General features: G+C 63.4%; 11 protein-coding genes and 3 pseudogenes. 1 reads left to right on the top strand and 13 read right to left on the bottom strand.

Features of this window, described 5'->3' with window-relative positions; all coding sequences use genetic code 11:
* Positions 1–5: 5 nt before the first annotated feature.
* From ACLEJW_RS10665 to ubiE, 12 genes and pseudogenes are all read right to left on the bottom strand, one after another.
* Positions 6–1,199, bottom strand: a pseudogene (locus ACLEJW_RS10665) (methyl-accepting chemotaxis protein); the annotation flags it as partial.
* Positions 1,200–1,375: 176 nt separating this feature from the next.
* Complete coding sequence (locus ACLEJW_RS10660) at positions 1,376–2,089, bottom strand: methyl-accepting chemotaxis protein (protein WP_440777577.1); 714 nt, start codon at positions 2,087–2,089, stop codon at positions 1,376–1,378.
* Positions 2,090–2,230: 141 nt separating this feature from the next.
* A pseudogene (locus ACLEJW_RS10655) lies at positions 2,231–3,292 on the bottom strand (methyl-accepting chemotaxis protein); the annotation flags it as partial.
* A 100-nt stretch (positions 3,293–3,392) separates the two neighbouring features.
* A complete protein-coding gene (locus ACLEJW_RS10650; RefSeq protein WP_440777519.1) occupies positions 3,393–4,100 on the bottom strand; it encodes a 16S rRNA (uracil(1498)-N(3))-methyltransferase in 708 nt (235 codons plus the stop codon).
* Complete coding sequence (tatC, locus tag ACLEJW_RS10645; RefSeq protein ID WP_145189644.1) at positions 4,097–4,888, bottom strand: twin-arginine translocase subunit TatC; 792 nt, start codon at positions 4,886–4,888, stop codon at positions 4,097–4,099. Before tatC ends, ACLEJW_RS10650 begins: the two co-directional genes overlap by 4 nt.
* Positions 4,889–4,890: 2 nt before the next feature.
* Positions 4,891–5,229 (bottom strand): annotated as a pseudogene (tatB, locus tag ACLEJW_RS10640) (Sec-independent protein translocase protein TatB); the annotation flags it as partial.
* A gap of 3 nt (positions 5,230–5,232) precedes the next feature.
* A complete protein-coding gene (locus tag ACLEJW_RS10635; protein ID WP_145189649.1) occupies positions 5,233–5,514 on the bottom strand; it encodes a twin-arginine translocase TatA/TatE family subunit in 282 nt (93 codons plus the stop codon).
* Positions 5,515–5,576: 62 nt separating this feature from the next.
* Entirely contained in the window at positions 5,577–5,912 is a 336-nt protein-coding gene (locus ACLEJW_RS10630; RefSeq protein WP_145189652.1) for a phosphoribosyl-ATP diphosphatase, read from the bottom strand.
* A gap of 1 nt (position 5,913) precedes the next feature.
* Complete coding sequence (gene hisI, locus ACLEJW_RS10625; protein ID WP_145189655.1) at positions 5,914–6,306, bottom strand: phosphoribosyl-AMP cyclohydrolase; 393 nt, start codon at positions 6,304–6,306, stop codon at positions 5,914–5,916.
* 72 nt (positions 6,307–6,378) lie between these two features.
* On the bottom strand, positions 6,379–7,998 hold the full coding sequence (ubiB, locus tag ACLEJW_RS10620; RefSeq protein WP_440777518.1) for a ubiquinone biosynthesis regulatory protein kinase UbiB: 1,620 nt from the start codon (positions 7,996–7,998) through the stop codon (positions 6,379–6,381).
* Positions 7,995–8,618: a ubiquinone biosynthesis accessory factor UbiJ gene (locus ACLEJW_RS10615; protein ID WP_440777517.1), complete on the bottom strand. Its 624-nt coding sequence runs from the start codon at positions 8,616–8,618 to the stop codon at positions 7,995–7,997. The genes ubiB and ACLEJW_RS10615 overlap by 4 nt, the downstream gene beginning before the upstream one ends.
* On the bottom strand, positions 8,618–9,388 hold the full coding sequence (ubiE, locus tag ACLEJW_RS10610; RefSeq protein WP_313645997.1) for a bifunctional demethylmenaquinone methyltransferase/2-methoxy-6-polyprenyl-1,4-benzoquinol methylase UbiE: 771 nt from the start codon (positions 9,386–9,388) through the stop codon (positions 8,618–8,620). Before ubiE ends, ACLEJW_RS10615 begins: the two co-directional genes overlap by 1 nt.
* A gap of 124 nt (positions 9,389–9,512) precedes the next feature.
* On the opposite strand from ubiE, the gene ACLEJW_RS10605 reads away from it, so the two are divergent.
* Positions 9,513–9,788: a polyhydroxyalkanoic acid system family protein gene (locus tag ACLEJW_RS10605; RefSeq protein ID WP_145189667.1), complete on the top strand. Its 276-nt coding sequence runs from the start codon at positions 9,513–9,515 to the stop codon at positions 9,786–9,788.
* 19 nt (positions 9,789–9,807) lie between these two features.
* On the opposite strand, the gene ACLEJW_RS10600 is transcribed toward ACLEJW_RS10605, so the two are convergent.
* Complete coding sequence (locus tag ACLEJW_RS10600) at positions 9,808–14,535, bottom strand: hypothetical protein (RefSeq protein ID WP_440777516.1); 4,728 nt, start codon at positions 14,533–14,535, stop codon at positions 9,808–9,810.
* Between the last annotated feature and the right edge of the window lie 88 nt (positions 14,536–14,623).

The raw sequence follows: 14,623 nt of genomic DNA, 5'->3' as shown, positions 1-14,623 counted from the left end.
CGCTGCTGGTTGATGCGCAGCTTGGTGTCCTCGCTGTTGGCTGCCAGTTGCGAGGCCGCCTGCGACAGTTGGCCCACGCCATGATCGATCCCGCCGATCAGCTCGCGCAGGCTCAGGGTCATTTCCCGCATGCTGGACTGCAGCTGGCCCATTTCGTCATGCCGATGCACTTCATCGACCTGGCTCAGGTCGCCCTTGGCGATGCGCGCAGCTTGTGCAAGGGTCTGGCGCAGCGGCTGCGTGATCTGCTGGGTGATCAACCAGGCCGCGATCACCCCGACCAGCAGGGCAAGCAGGGCGACTGTGGTCAGCAACGAGCGCGCCGCTACCGCTTCGCTATCGCGCTGTTCGACTTTACGCTCGCCCAATTGCAGGGTCAGGGTGTTGAGCCGGTCGCCGATGCCTTCCATCTCGATCTGCAATTGCTCGGCACGTACCGCGACCCGCCGGTATTGCTCGAGACTGGCGCGATACTTGGCCAGTTCGACGCCGGGCTGCTCTGTCAGGGCGCGTGACAAGCCCAGCCCGGCCAGGCCCTTGAGCATCTGGCCAAGGCTGGCATCGGCGGCGTCCAGGGCCGCATCACCGACCTTGGCGAAAGACTCGACGGGCTCGAAGCTGTAGGCCGGCATCTGGCTCTGCTGGCTGGCAGCGTCAACATGGCGGCTGAGCGAATCCATCATCCCAAGCACATTGCCTTGGGCATCGGCGGGCATTTTCAGCAACGCTTGGGTTTGCAGGTCGTCGATGACCTTCACCAGCTTCTGCGCCTGGGCCAGCATCGTGTCGCGCAGGGCGCTGCGGTTGGCCACGACTTTCTGCAGTTCAACGAAGTCTTCGCGCAGCCGCTCGACCAGTTCCAGGTTGGCGGTGATGGCCTTGCGCGACTCCTCGACCGTGGAGCGCTGCTGCATCATGCTCAGCATACTGTCCAACTGGCCAATGATTTTCTGGATGCGCGCTTTGCTGACGTCATCGCCCAATACCCGAAAGGTGATGCGTTCTGCGCGCATGTCCTTGACGAAGTCGGTGAGCTGGCCAATCTCGCTGAGCTGTTCGGAGCGGATGATGGCGTCATCCAGGGCCCGCCAGCCGCTGATGGTGGTGGCCAGGGTGAGCACCAGCACGATGGCGAAGCCCAAGGCGAGCTTGAGGGCCACGCCGACATTGCCGAGCCTGCGGTTGAGGTAGCTGAACATGGTGAGTCTCCGTCCATATGAAAAGGATGAAGTGCTGGCACATGGCCGGCAGTCCATCCCGTGTCATCGGCGCAGAGACTGTAGGACTTGACCTGATAATCAGGTAGGACGCTTCCCAAGCGGCTGTAGGAAAAGTTACCCGGCGACAGCGGCCACCGGGCGCGGGCCGACCCGCTTCAGAGCCTGAAGCGCCCGACCAGGCCTTGCAGGTGCGTCCCCAAGCGTGCCAGTTCGACGCTTGAGCTGGCGGTTTCTTCACTCGCCGCCGAGGTCTGGTCGGAAATGTCACGCACGTTCATCACGCTGCGATTGATTTCCTCGGCGGTGGCGCTCTGTTGCTCTGCCGCAGTGGCTATCTGCTGGTTCATCGCCTGGATGGACGATACCGTGTGGGTGATCGTCTCAAGCGAGGAGCCGGCGCGCCGGGTCAGCTCGACGCTGCTGTCGGTCAACTGGCGGCTGGCGTCCATGACGCTGGCTACCCGCTGGGTGCCACTTTGCAGGCCGGCAATCAACTCTTCGATTTCTTCGGTGGATTGCTGGGTGCGCTGGGCCAGGCTGCGCACCTCATCGGCGACCACGGCGAAACCACGCCCGGCCTCTCCGGCGCGTGCTGCTTCGATCGCTGCGTTGAGGGCCAGCAGGTTGGTCTGCTGGGCCACCGACTTGATGACATCCAGCACGCTGCCGATCTTGTCGCTTTCTGCCTTGAGCTGATTCATCGCCTCACTGGAGTTGACCACTTCGCTGGCCAGGCGCTCGATCTGGTTGACCGCTTCGCTGACCACCCGATCACCTTCACGGGCCTGCTGGTCGGCCATCGCTGCGGCCTCGGAAGCTTGTTCGGCGTTGCGCGCCACTTCATGCACGGTAGCGGCCATCTCGTTCATGGCGGTGGCGACCTGATCGGTCTCGACCTTCTGATTGTTGACCCCGGCGCTGGTCTGCTCGGTGACGGCCGACAGTTGCTCGGCAGCACTGGCGATCTGGGTTACGCCGTCGCCAATGCCGCCGATCAGCTCGCGCAGGCCCTGGGTCATGCGCTGCATGCTCGCTTGCAGCTGGCCCAGCTCGTCACGACGGTTGGTTGGCAGGTCCTGGCGCAGGTCGCCGTTGGCCACGCGTTCGGCAGCGGCAAGGGTCTGGCGCAGCGGGACGATGATCTGCCGGGTGATGATCCAGGCCGCCAGCAGGCCCAGCGCCAGCGCCAGGGCAGTGGCACTGCCGAGCAAGACCTTGGCTTGGCGGGTGCCGGCATCGCGGACTTCGGTCTGCGAAACGGTCATCGCTTCACTGGTCTGCAACAATACCGAACCTTGCTCAGCCATCTGCTGCAGGGCCTGTTCGCTGGCGCTCTGGGCGTTGCCGAACTGGGTCACGGCATCGCGGTACGCTGCCAGTGCATTGGCTGAATCATCCAGACTGGCCGCGTACTCGGCCGGTAGCCGCGCTGGCAGCGCTTTCAAGTCGGCCAGGGCCTGATCGATGGCCTGTAGGGCGGTCTGCTGGTAATCGGCATTACCGCTGTAGGTGTAGCCGCGGACCTGGAAGCGCGCTTGTTGCACCAGGCTACTGACCGCTACGGCGGCCTGATACTGACTGATGTCGCCGCCTTGCAACAGCCGCTGCTGCACACGGGCGATCAACTCAGCGGCCTTGTCGGCGCTGTCGCCCAGCACGCCGCGCGCGGCATCGCGGCGCTGGCCTGCCTGCTTGATGTCGTTGAACGCCTGGCGGTATTTGCCCACGGCGACCTGCTGTTGCTGCAGGCGCTGGCGATCGGTCGGCTGCTCGATCTGCTCGAGCATCTTGGCGATCTGCCGCTCCAGGTTGGCCAATGACTTGTCCAGCTCACCGAGTGCGGCTTCGTTGCGGTCGCGCTGATACTGCTGGCGGGCGATGCGCAGCTCCTGGGTGTATTGGTGGATCACCGAGATGTTGCCCAGCTTGTCGCCGCGCGCGGTCACGCCATTGAGGCCTTGCCAACCGGTGAAGGTAATGGCCAGCGTGAGCAGTAGTACCAGGCCAAAGCCCAGGCCAAGCTTGCGATTGACGCTAGTGTTGCCTAGCGATTGGGTTAACCACTGATACATGTTCTATCCCCCGGCAGTGTGGCAGCACGGATTATTGTTGTGTTGCCAACAACATCGGCCAGGGGGATGGAAACTTGATAGGGAAAAGTTGACCTTTACGTCAGAAAATTCTCGAGAGCAGGGCAGTGACGGCGGTTTCCACCCGCAGGATACGCTCGCCCAACTGCACCGGAGCCAGGCCGGCTTTGCCGAACAGCTCCACTTCATACGGGATCCAGCCGCCTTCCGGGCCGATCGCCAGGGTAACCGCACCCTCGACCGCACGCGGGCAGGGCGGATACGAACCGGGGTGGCCGACCAGGCCCAGGGTGCCTGCGGCGATGGCCGGTAGACGGTCTTCGACGAACGGCTTGAAGCGCTTCTCGATGATCACCTCGGGCAGCACCGTATCGCGCGCCTGTTCCAAGCCTAGGATGAGGTTTTCGCGAATGCTCTCAGCGTGCAGGAACGGCGTTTGCCAGAAGCTCTTCTCGACTTTGTAGCTGTTGACCAGGATGAGCCGTTCGACACCCAGGGTGGCGACGGTCTGGAACAGCCGGCGCAGCATCTTCGGGCGCGGCACGGCCAGGATCAGGGTCAGCGGCAGCTTGGCCGGAGGCGCCTGGTCGAACGTCACCTGCAACTCGGCTTCATGGGCCTGCAAGCGCGTGACCACGGCACTGCCCATCAGGCCGCCGAGGCGACCAACGCGCAGGGTATCGCCCACCGCCACGCGGTGAATGTCTTGCATGTGAGTGAAGCGCCGGTCAGCCAGCACCACGCGGTCGGCCGCGATGAAGTCGGCCTCTTCGAGCAGTAGCAGGTTCACGGCTGAGTCGCAGGTGGTTGGTCGTTGTGGTCGTCGCTCACTTCATCTTCGGCCTGGCCACGTTTGCGGATCAGGCTGCCACACAGTACGCCGACTTCGAAAAGCAGCCACATGGGCACGGCGAGCAGGGTCTGCGAGAAAATGTCTGGCGGCGTCAGGATCATGCCGACCACGAAGCAGCCGATGATCACGTAAGGGCGAGCCTTTTTCAGGTACTTCACATCGACCACGCCGATCCACACCAGCAGCACCACCGCCACCGGTATCTCGAAGGCGACGCCGAAGGCGAAGAACAGGGTCATGACGAAGTCGAGGTAGCTGGCGATGTCGGTCATCATCTCCACGCCGGCTGGGGTGGCGGCGGCGAAGAAGCTGAACATCAGTGGAAACACCAGGAAGTAGGCGAATGCCATGCCGGCATAGAACAGCAGGATGCTCGACACCAGCAGCGGAATGGCGATGCGCTTTTCATGGCGATACAGCCCCGGGGCGATGAAGCCCCAGATCTGCTGAAGAATGAACGGAATCGCCAGGAACAGCGAGACGATCATGGTCAGCTTGAATGGCGTCAGGAACGGCGAGGCCACATCGGTGGCGATCATCGTGGCATTGGCCGGCAGGTGATCGCGCAGCGGTGCGGAAACCAGCGTGTAGATCTGCTGGGCGAAAGAGAACAGCCCGGCGAAGATCAAGAAAATGACCGCCACGCAGCGCAGCAGACGGGTTCGCAGTTCGGTCAGGTGCGAGACCAGCGGCATCGGCTGGTCGTGTTCCGGATTTTCGCTCATGGGGCTCGCGGCGGTTGAGGCTGTTCGGGTGGTTCGGGTGTGCTGACCGCAGGGGCTGGCGGCGGCGTGGCGGCAGGCGGCTGCGCAGGCGGAGCCTGTGGGTTGAGAATGCGCCTGGCTTCCTCTTCCATGCGCATGATGTGCTCGTTATGCAGCTGGCGGCGGATGTCGTCGGCGCCGATTTCGCGCTCAACTTCCGTCTTGATCGCATTGAAGCTGCGCTTGAGTCGGCCAATCCACAGCCCCGCAGTACGTGCGGCCCCCGGCAGGCGCTCAGGGCCCAGTACCAGCAAGGCGACCAGGCCGACGAGCAGCAGCTCGCTGAAGCTGATGCCGAACATAGGTCAGTCTTTCCGTTGCGGCTCTTGGACCGGTTGGGCCTGGCCTTCGATGGTATGGCCCTGAGGCTGCTGGGCGGTGGTCTGCACCGGGGTGACCGGCGGCACTGGCTGGGCAGGCGGCGGGGTAGGCTCGGCAGGCTTGTGTTCTTCTTCGTTCATGGCTTTGCGAAAGCCCTTGATCGACTCGCCCAGGTCGCTGCCGAAGTTCTTCAGCTTCTTGGTGCCAAAGACCAGGACCACGACGATCAGCAGGACGATCCAGTGTTTCCAGTCAAAAATACCCATTTCGTACTCCGGAAAATTGTCAGTGAATCTTGTAGGGCTGCTCTGCAGCTGCCAGAGATATATCAGGCGCTTGGCTGGCGTGCGGCCTTTTCGTCGTGCCCGGATAGCCCGAAGCGGCGCTCCAGCTCGTCGAGCACGGCCTGTGGATGCTGGCCCAGCGCGCTGAGCATGACCAGGCTATGGAACCACAGGTCGGCGGTCTCGTAGATGACATCGCTGCAATCTTTGCTCAGCGCGGCGTCTTTGGCCGCGATGATGGTCTCGACCGACTCTTCGCCGAGTTTTTCGAGAATCTTGTTCAAGCCCTTGTGATACAGGCTGGCCACGTACGAGCTGTCGGGCGCTGCATGCTTGCGCTCTTCGAGCACGTCGGCCAGGCGGTTGAGGGTCTCGCTCATGTCAGTGTCCTGCGCTGTAGATGGCGTCCGGGTCTTTGACCACCGGATCGACGATGGTCCATTGGCCGTTTTCGAAGACCCGATAGAAGCAGCTTTCACGGCCGGTATGGCAGGCGATATGACCCAGCTGCTCGACCATCAGGATGATCACGTCGGCATCGCAGTCCAGGCGCATTTCATGCAGCTTCTGCACATGGCCGGACTCCTCGCCCTTGCGCCACAGCTTGCCACGCGAACGCGACCAATAGATGGCGCGATTTTCAGCGGCGGTCAGTGCCAGCGCTTCGCGGTTCATCCAGGCCATCATCAAAACGCGTCCGGTCTTGTGGTCCTGGGCGATCGCCGGTACCAGGCCATCGCTGTTCCACTTGATCTCGTCCAGCCAGTCTTTCATCGTCGACTCCAAATCGGGCCCGCTCCTGTACCGAGCCCTTTGCGCTAGTGTGCCAGCCAGCAGCGCGGCTGGCTATTGGCGCACGATCAGGTAAAGGCCGGCGGCCAGCATCAACCAGGCCGGCCAGGCGGCCGGGGCGGCGAGGCTGGCGGCCTCGGCAGCACCGGTGGCCAACACCGCGCCGCCGCCCAGCAGCCCGGCGCCGAGCAGGCGCAAGGCCCAGCGGTCGCCGCGATGCCGGCGATCCGGCATTTTCGGGTCTTCAAGGTGGGGTTGCGACAGGCGCTCGAGCAGGTCGCGGGTCATGTCGGCCAGGTGCGGCAGTTGCTCGACCTGGCTGTGGATGTTGCCGAGCACGGCCTTGGGGCTCATGCGTTCGCGCATCCAGCGCTCCAGGTAAGGCTTGGCGGTGGTCCACAGGTCCAAGTCCGGGTACAGCTGACGGCCCAGACCCTCGATGTTGAGCAGGGTTTTCTGCAGCAGCACCAACTGCGGCTGCACCTCCATGTTGAACCGCCGAGCGGTCTGGAACAGGCGCATCAACACCTGGCCGAAAGAAATATCCTTCAATGGTTTTTCGAAGATCGGCTCGCACACCGTACGGATCGCGGCTTCGAACTCATTGACCTTGGTCTGCGCCGGTACCCAGCCGGAGTCGATGTGCAACTCGGCCACGCGGCGGTAGTCGCGCTTGAAGAACGCGATCAGGTTGCGTGCCAGATAGTCCTGGTCCTCGGCGGTGAGGCTGCCGACGATTCCGCAGTCGATGGCGATGTACTGCGGACTCCAGGGTTTCACCGTGCTGACGAAGATGTTGCCTGGGTGCATGTCGGCGTGGAAGAAGCTGTCACGGAATACTTGGGTGAAGAACACCTCGACGCCGCGTTCGGCCAGCAGCTTCATGTCGGTGCGCTGGTCGGCCAGGGTGGCCATGTCGGTCACCGGCACGCCATAGATGCGCTCCATTACCAACACCTTGGGCCGGCACAGGTCCCAGTAGACCTGGGGTACGTACATCAGCTCGGAGCCTTCGAAATTGCGCCGCAGCTGGCTGGCATTGGCCGCTTCGCGCAAGAGGTCGAGCTCGTCGTAGATGGTTTTTTCGTAATCGTTGACGATCTCGACCGGGTGCAGGCGACGGGCGTCGGCCGAGGCGCGTTCGGCGACCTTGGCGATCTGGAACAGCCACGCCATGTCCTGGGCGATGATCGGTTTCAGGCCTGGACGCACGACCTTGACCACCACTTCTTCGCCGGTCTTCAGCCGTGCGGCATGCACCTGGGCCACCGACGCGGACGCCAGCGGCTCGACGTCGAAGCGGCTGAACAGCTGCGCCACCGGCGCGCCCAGCTGCGCTTCGATCAATGCCACGGCTTGCTTGGGGTCGAATGGCGGAACCCGGTCTTGCAGCAACATCAGTTCATCGGCGATGTCGTTGGGCAGCAGGTCGCGACGGGTCGACAGCAACTGGCCGAACTTGATGAAGATCGGCCCCAGTTCCTGCAGGGCCATGCGCAGGCGGGCTCCACGGGTGAGCGGCGAGGCCTTGCGCGGCAGCCAGCGCCACGGCATCAGCAGGCGCACGCTGCGCAGCCACCACGGTAGAGGCTGGTCGAACAGCAAGTCATCGAGACGGTAGCGAATGACCACGCGCTGGATGCGGAAAAGACGGCGTACGGCGAGCAGCTTCATGCGTTATCGCTGGTATCAAGGGATCGGGAAAGGCGCTTGAGGCGTGCCTCGAGGCGTTCGATGTCGAGTTTCAGGGTGTCGAGTTCGCTGAACGCGGCCTCGGCTTCGCGCTTGCCCACCAGGGTACGCGATTCTTCGGCCAGGTAGTCGGACAGGCTCTGGCTGAAGCGTGCCAGGCCTTGGCGGGTCCAGCGCGCACGCAGGCGGATGTGGCCAGCGAGCAGCGCCGTGGCAACCGGGCCGAGCCAGCGTTGCAACTCATGCTCCCAGTCCACCTCCAGGTCCTGCAGCACGCCGAACAGATCGAGCAGCGCGGCGCTGTCGCCGTGCAGCTCGACCTGCGGGCCGTGCAGCACCGCGGTCTTGTCCTTGGCCAGGGCCAGCTGCGCCAGGCTGGTTGCCGGCGCGCGCAGGCTGCAGGCGACCTCGCCCTCCCAGTGGGCAGCGAGCATCAGGCCTTCGTCATCGGGCAAGATGAACACCTGCATGGCCGGTTGCCGGCAGTCGATTTCGATGACCTTGCCCTCCAGCGCGGCCAGCCGCGGCATGGCCGTGCTGTCCATGCGCAGGACACGGTTCAGGCCATGTTCGACACTGGCGAGCAGCCCGGCCAGCAGCATCAGGGTTTGATTCCCCGGTGCACGGCAACGATACCGCTGGTCATGTTGTGGTAGGTGACGCGGTCGAAGCCGGCCTCGACCATCATGCTCTTGAGGGTTTCCTGGTCAGGGTGCATGCGAATCGACTCGGCCAGGTAGCGGTAGCTGTCGGCGTCGTTGGTGATCAGCTTGCCGGCCAGGGGCATGAAGGCGAACGAATAAGCGTCGTAGGCCTTGGACATGAGCTTGTTGGTCGGCTTGGAGAACTCCAGGACCAGCAAACGCCCGCCTGGCTTGAGCACACGCAGCATCGAGCGGATCGCTTGATCCTTGTGGGTGACGTTGCGCAGGCCGAAGGCGATGGTCACGCAGTCGAAGTGGTTGTCCGGGAAGGGCAGTTGCTCGGCGTCAGCCTGCACGAACTCGATGTTGCCGGCCACGCCACGGTCGAGCAGACGGTCACGGCCGACCTTGAGCATCGAGGCGTTGATGTCGGCCAGTACCACCTGGCCGTTGACGCCGACCAGGCGCGAGAACTTGGCCGCCAGGTCACCGGTGCCGCCTGCGATATCCAGCACCCGGTTACCGGGGCGCACGCCCGACAGCTCGATGGTAAAGCGCTTCCACAGACGGTGCATACCGCCTGAGAGCACGTCGTTCATCAGGTCGTACTTGGCCGCCACCGAGTGGAACACCTCGGCGACCTTCTTGGCTTTCTGGCTTTCCGGGACGTCCTTGTAGCCAAAATGGGTGGTGGGTTCGGCGTGGTCGCCTTTGCGCTGGTCGTTCATATCGCTTCACCGAAAAAAATTACCGCCATTCTAGGGCCAACCAGCGGATTTGTCTTGGCAGGGTGTGCCGGGGTGCGGGGGCGGGCATAATGCAGATTATGTCTAGATACCCAGGAACACCTGCATGACCCAGATCAGCGTCGAACGCAAACACACTCTCGGCCGCCAAGCCGCTCGTGCCAAGGCCGAGGCGCTGGTCGACAAGCTGACCCGCGAGTACGACCTCAAGGCCACCTGGGATGGCGACCGCGTCGATGTGGCGCGCAGCGGCGCCAAGGGTAGCGTGCAGATCGCCGATGACAGCATCCGCGTGGATCTGAAGCTTGGCCTGATGCTGTCGATGATGAGCGGCACGATCAAGGGTGAAATCGAGCGAGCGTTGGACAAGGCCCTGGCCTGAGGCGCAGGGCCTTTCGCGCTTATGAATCGAGGAAGGGGATGAGCTCCGCTGCCTCTTTGTGGCTCAGGTCGCCGCGGTAGATGCGAATGCGCTCGGCGGGGGTCGTCGAACGTTGCAGTTGCTCGTCACGGTTCAGTGAACGGGGCTCCCAGAACTTCAAGTGACCCTTGGCGAAGGCCTGCGGTGCGGCCCCGGCATCGGTGTAATGGAAGTGTGCCTCCCAGAGTTTACGCCGCGGCGATATCCGGTCGATGGCATAGACATCCAGAAAATCGCCATCACCCAGACGCTTGCGCGATTTTGCCAGGGTGATGTCCACCTCGCCCCGTGCCAGCAGGTAGCGCAGCGCCGTACTGTCCGGGTGGCGCGTGTCGATGTAGGCCGCGGTGAGCAGGCGGTTTTTTTCGCGCTCCATCTCCTCGGCTGCCAGGCGCAGGCGCCCGGCCAGCGCGTGGCCATTATCGGGGCCTGCCTCAAGCTGGCTGGCGATTTCAGTCATGTCATTGATATGCCAGTCCAACAGGTCGGCCAGGCTGTTCGGCTCGCTGGTGTAGCGGGCGGCCAGGGCGAGCTGTTGCTCCTTGCGCGCCAACAGTCCGGTACCGATGTTGCGCAACGCCGTGGCGCTTTTTTCAGCCGCTGGGGCGGACACTTCGTACCAGCGATCACCGCGCAGCTCAAAGCGCGCCACCGACTGCCGGGTGATCGGGTCGCGCTGGACGGCATGGTCCTCATTCGAGCCCTGCTGCGCCAGCACCGCCTTGCCGCGTGCGGTCCGGATCAACTTGGCTTTGCCGGGCTTGGGCCGGTACGGCAGCGCGCGCAGTGGCGCGGCGACACCGCTGGCCTGCTCCTTCAAGCGATGGCTCAGGTCCCGCTCGGCCAGGGCTTTGATGGCCGACAGGCTGGTGCTGTATTCAGTCAGCCTGGCTGCGTTGATCGCCGGATCCTCGACGGCCAGCATATAGTTGGCCACGGCGAGCGAGCGGTCGTATTCACGCACGACGTTGCTCAATATCTCTGCTTGCTGATCAGCGGGCAGTTCGGCGGTGGCCAGGCCATCATGGCTGAGTATCGCGCGCTGCAGGTCGCTGTCATGCAGCCCGGCCTGCAGGCGCAGCAGTTCGTCGAAGCTCTCCAGCGTCAACAGATCGCGGTCAAGGGTCAGGTGGGCCAGGTCGCTGACGATCTGGCCCCGTACCAGTAGAGTCGAATAGTAGCGCTGATCGACATAGCGGTTGATCTTCTGCGCCTTGTTGTCGAACTGCACCTGCGCATCGCCCATGAAGGCCGTGAGGTTTTCGTCCAGGCGTGTACTGACCACCAATAGCCGGCGATGCACGTCCAGCGCACTGCCCAGGCGCTCACGGTAGCTGGCATAGAGCGACGCTTGCTCCTCGCCCCACTCCAGCTTCGCCAGGGTGTTGGAGCTGGTCTTGATGCTGTCGTAGTCGTTGCTTTCGAGCAGGCGATGGAACAGGTACATGTCATTGTCCAGCAGCTGCTCGGACCACTGCCCACGGGCGTATCGCGCTGTTTCGATGGGGTCGAAGCGGGCGAAGCGAGGCTCGCACAGCTGTGTGTACAAGTCGATGTTGGCCACCAGGTAGGCCGCCTGCTTTTCGCGCAGCAACGCGAGCATATGGATGTGCGGATGCAGCTCGCGGCGCATTTGCGTCAGGGCATCACGCCGCGCCTTGAGCTCGTCAGGCAAAGTGCCTGCCTGATCTTCAGGCAAGCGCTCGATGTCCTGCCTGAGTGCCTGCGTAGCCTCTTCATACGGGATCATGCGGGCGGTGTTGGGCCGCGCCAGGTCATCGAGTTTGACCAAGGCGGCATTGTTGGCCTTGGTCGTCTCCTTGAGTGCCAGGTAAGCTTTGTGATTCGCCTCGCTGATGGCCTGGCGGGTCCTGGGCATGCCTCCTGCGAGGTTCAGGCCAAGCGCCCACTGGCCGTTCCAGCGCGTGACCCATGGACCCACGCTGCGCTCGCGACCGGCGATGTAATAGCCGTCTGGGTTACCGCCCCATTGGCTGGACCATTCGCTACGCCATTGCTCAGGCCCGATGATGTGCAGACCTGACCAGCTTTCCTGAACCTCGAAGGCACTGCCCTGAAGGTCGACATAGTAACGGCCCTCCACCTTGAACAGCCCACGCAAACGGCCATGCGGTTCTGGCTGCCTGCCGCGCAGGTCTATGGCTGCGCGCAGTCCGTTCAGGCGCTGACGTTGCTCAGCCGAGAGGTTGCCAAGCCGCTGCGTGTCGGCCCAGCGCGTGACGTTGAGCGGTGCCTGTGGCAGCTGCTCGACGGGTTTCCAGGCAACTTGTCGGGGTTCCTCGCAGGCGAAGGTGGTTTCTGCCTGGCGCTTCTGAACGCCCAGCAGCTTGGGTTCGATGGATGATGAGGCGGCGGTGTCGACCTCGCCCGCGCCATGCCGATGGCTTAGCAACATGGCGAGATTGATCAGCAGATCGACGCCAGCTAGCACGCGCTCGCCCTGGCCGCCGTCAGTGAGCGCCGCCATATCCTGCTTGATGGCCTTGAGACTGCCCAGCAGCCACAGCACGCTCGCCACTGGCCCCGGTAACAAGGCGACGAGGGTATCGAACGCGAGCCAGGCCAATTGCGTAATCATGCTCCAGCGCAGTTGTGCATTGGAGGGGCTTTGCCGCGAGGCGAGCAATGTCAGTGCTTGTCCCCGGGCCTGGAACATGGGGTTGTCCAGGTCGCCCTGCCAGGCCGTGAATGAAATGCTCGCCGGCACTCGCTGCGCTCGCAGCAATGCGTCCAGAATGCCCGGAGCCCCCCCCAGCAGGTGTGCCAGTTCGGCGAGGTCGCGATGCAGGTTGGGTTTGGCGAAGCCGCCGTCGGCGTAGATGTCCCGGGCATCGTCGTCCAGCCACGCCAGCATGTTCTGCTGAAGTTCGCCTTCGGCGCGAATGTCAGCCATCAACTGACCGAGATTGTCGTATTGCCTGATGGCGTCGTCGATCAACAGCGGTCGATACAGCACCCAGCAGTCCAGGGCGACGAATCTGAGCAGAAACGTGTAGTGGACAGTGTTGGCTGCCGAGGCTTGCGGGGTGCAGCGAAACGCCAGCGGGGCCATCTGAATGTCCGTCGCCTCGCTCGAGCGGGTGCGGCAGAAACCCGACAAGGCGTACCATGCGTTTTCGCTCAGGCGTCGCTCGATTCTGGCACGAAGGGCGTTGAGCAACAGCGCAGTTCGCCACTCGACGGCGAACGCCTGCAGACGCTGCGGGTGGCTGGCAGCCTCGTCGAGTCGGGCTTTGACGTACAGCGGATACTGGCCGCCGATATCCAGCGTGTAGACCATCTGCTGGACATAGTCCGGATTCATCCAGGCTGGCACGCTGCCTGAATCGCTATCGGTCACGCCAGTGAGCGCCTCATTGTCGCTGCCGCGCAGCCGCGCGATCGCCAACGCGGTCAGGCTCTCCGTGCGCAGCGGTTCCAGGCGTGCCGGGCCTGTGGAAGACACCTGTACCACCTGGGCGATCGACACTTGCAACGCGTCCGGATCCAGCGCTGGGCTGTCCGGGTGGTCCAGCCGCATCTGCTCGCTCAGGCGCCGCGCCGCATACTGCTCAAGGCTGTCGATATCGCTCGTCGATGCGCCGCCCTTGCTCAGGGCCTGGCGCGCAGCCAGCTCGAACAGTACCTGTTGATACTCGAAGCGATCGGTGGCGCTGGCTTGGTCAAGCCAGGCGGGCAGCGCGGCATGGAACGTGACGGCAGGGGCCACTTCACTGTCGCAGAACACCCACGAGGGGTCGCTCAACAGGCTGTACAGCGTTTCGAGCACCGAAACCTCGGTAACATCCTCGCGGCAAAGCCGTCCCAGGCTGTCGAGCACCCCGTTCAGCAGTTGCATGGCCAGGTAGGCGAACGGATCCTCCTCGAGCTTCTGACAGGCCCAGGTCATCGCGTCGAAGCGATAGATCTGCGACAGAAAGCCGTCCAGTGCCGTGCCGAAGGCCTCGAGGCTGTTGAAGCTGCGAACGGTTGCGCAGGGGTTGCACCACAGCAGCGTCTGCCGACCGCCGCGCTCGACGTGCACCAGCAGGTCAGGGAGATTCCGCTCATGGGTGATGCCCTGATCGAGCAGCGTGATCTGCAGGGCAGAAACCCTCGGTGCCTGCGCACCGCCCTCGCTCAGGGCGTACAGCAGCTCCTTCTCGTCGTCGGCCAGGCCTTGATACTCGATGTTTGCAAGCAGGATGCCTTTGAGCAGTTGCGCCACCCAGTGCAGACGCGAGATGTCCGAGCCGGGTTCGCTGCCGGTCCAGTAGCTGACCTGTGCCCGTTGAAACACCTCGACCAATGCTTCCAGAAACACATTGAAGTCGGCACTGAGCTGCTCCATCGGCATGACGTTGTCAGCAAATGCATGCTCGCCTGCAGGATGCTCAGGCGCGCGTAAGGGTTCAGGAGGCGCCATACTGAGCTGCGAATCGGCGGCCAGGCGCAAGGGTTGGTGGGTCAGCCAATGCTCGAGCAATGTATCTACCAAGGCGACGGCAGGCGTTTGGTGGGCTGGCATCAGCCAGATGTGCTCCAGCGACTGCACGCGGGGAAAGTGATGGCTGATCCATGGGCATCTGGCCTGCAGCACGCTGAAGCCTTCTTTGGCCACGGTCTGGCGCAACGTCGGGCGCCCGGCGAAACAGGCCGCTACCTGTTGCCTGGCCGGCACTACGGAGGAAAGTCGGGAAGGGTGCATGGTTGGGCTCCGCTTGAGGTGACCCGCGACCCTAAGTCGAACGCCCCAGGCAGCAGAGGTAGATAAATCCCGCTTTGCGCTAGGGTGC

This window comes from Pseudomonas sp. SMSB3 (genome assembly GCF_052041965.1).
In the GTDB taxonomy this organism is placed as follows: Bacteria; Pseudomonadota; Gammaproteobacteria; order Pseudomonadales; family Pseudomonadaceae; genus Aquipseudomonas.
This window is presented reverse-complemented; position numbering and strand designations above follow the sequence as displayed.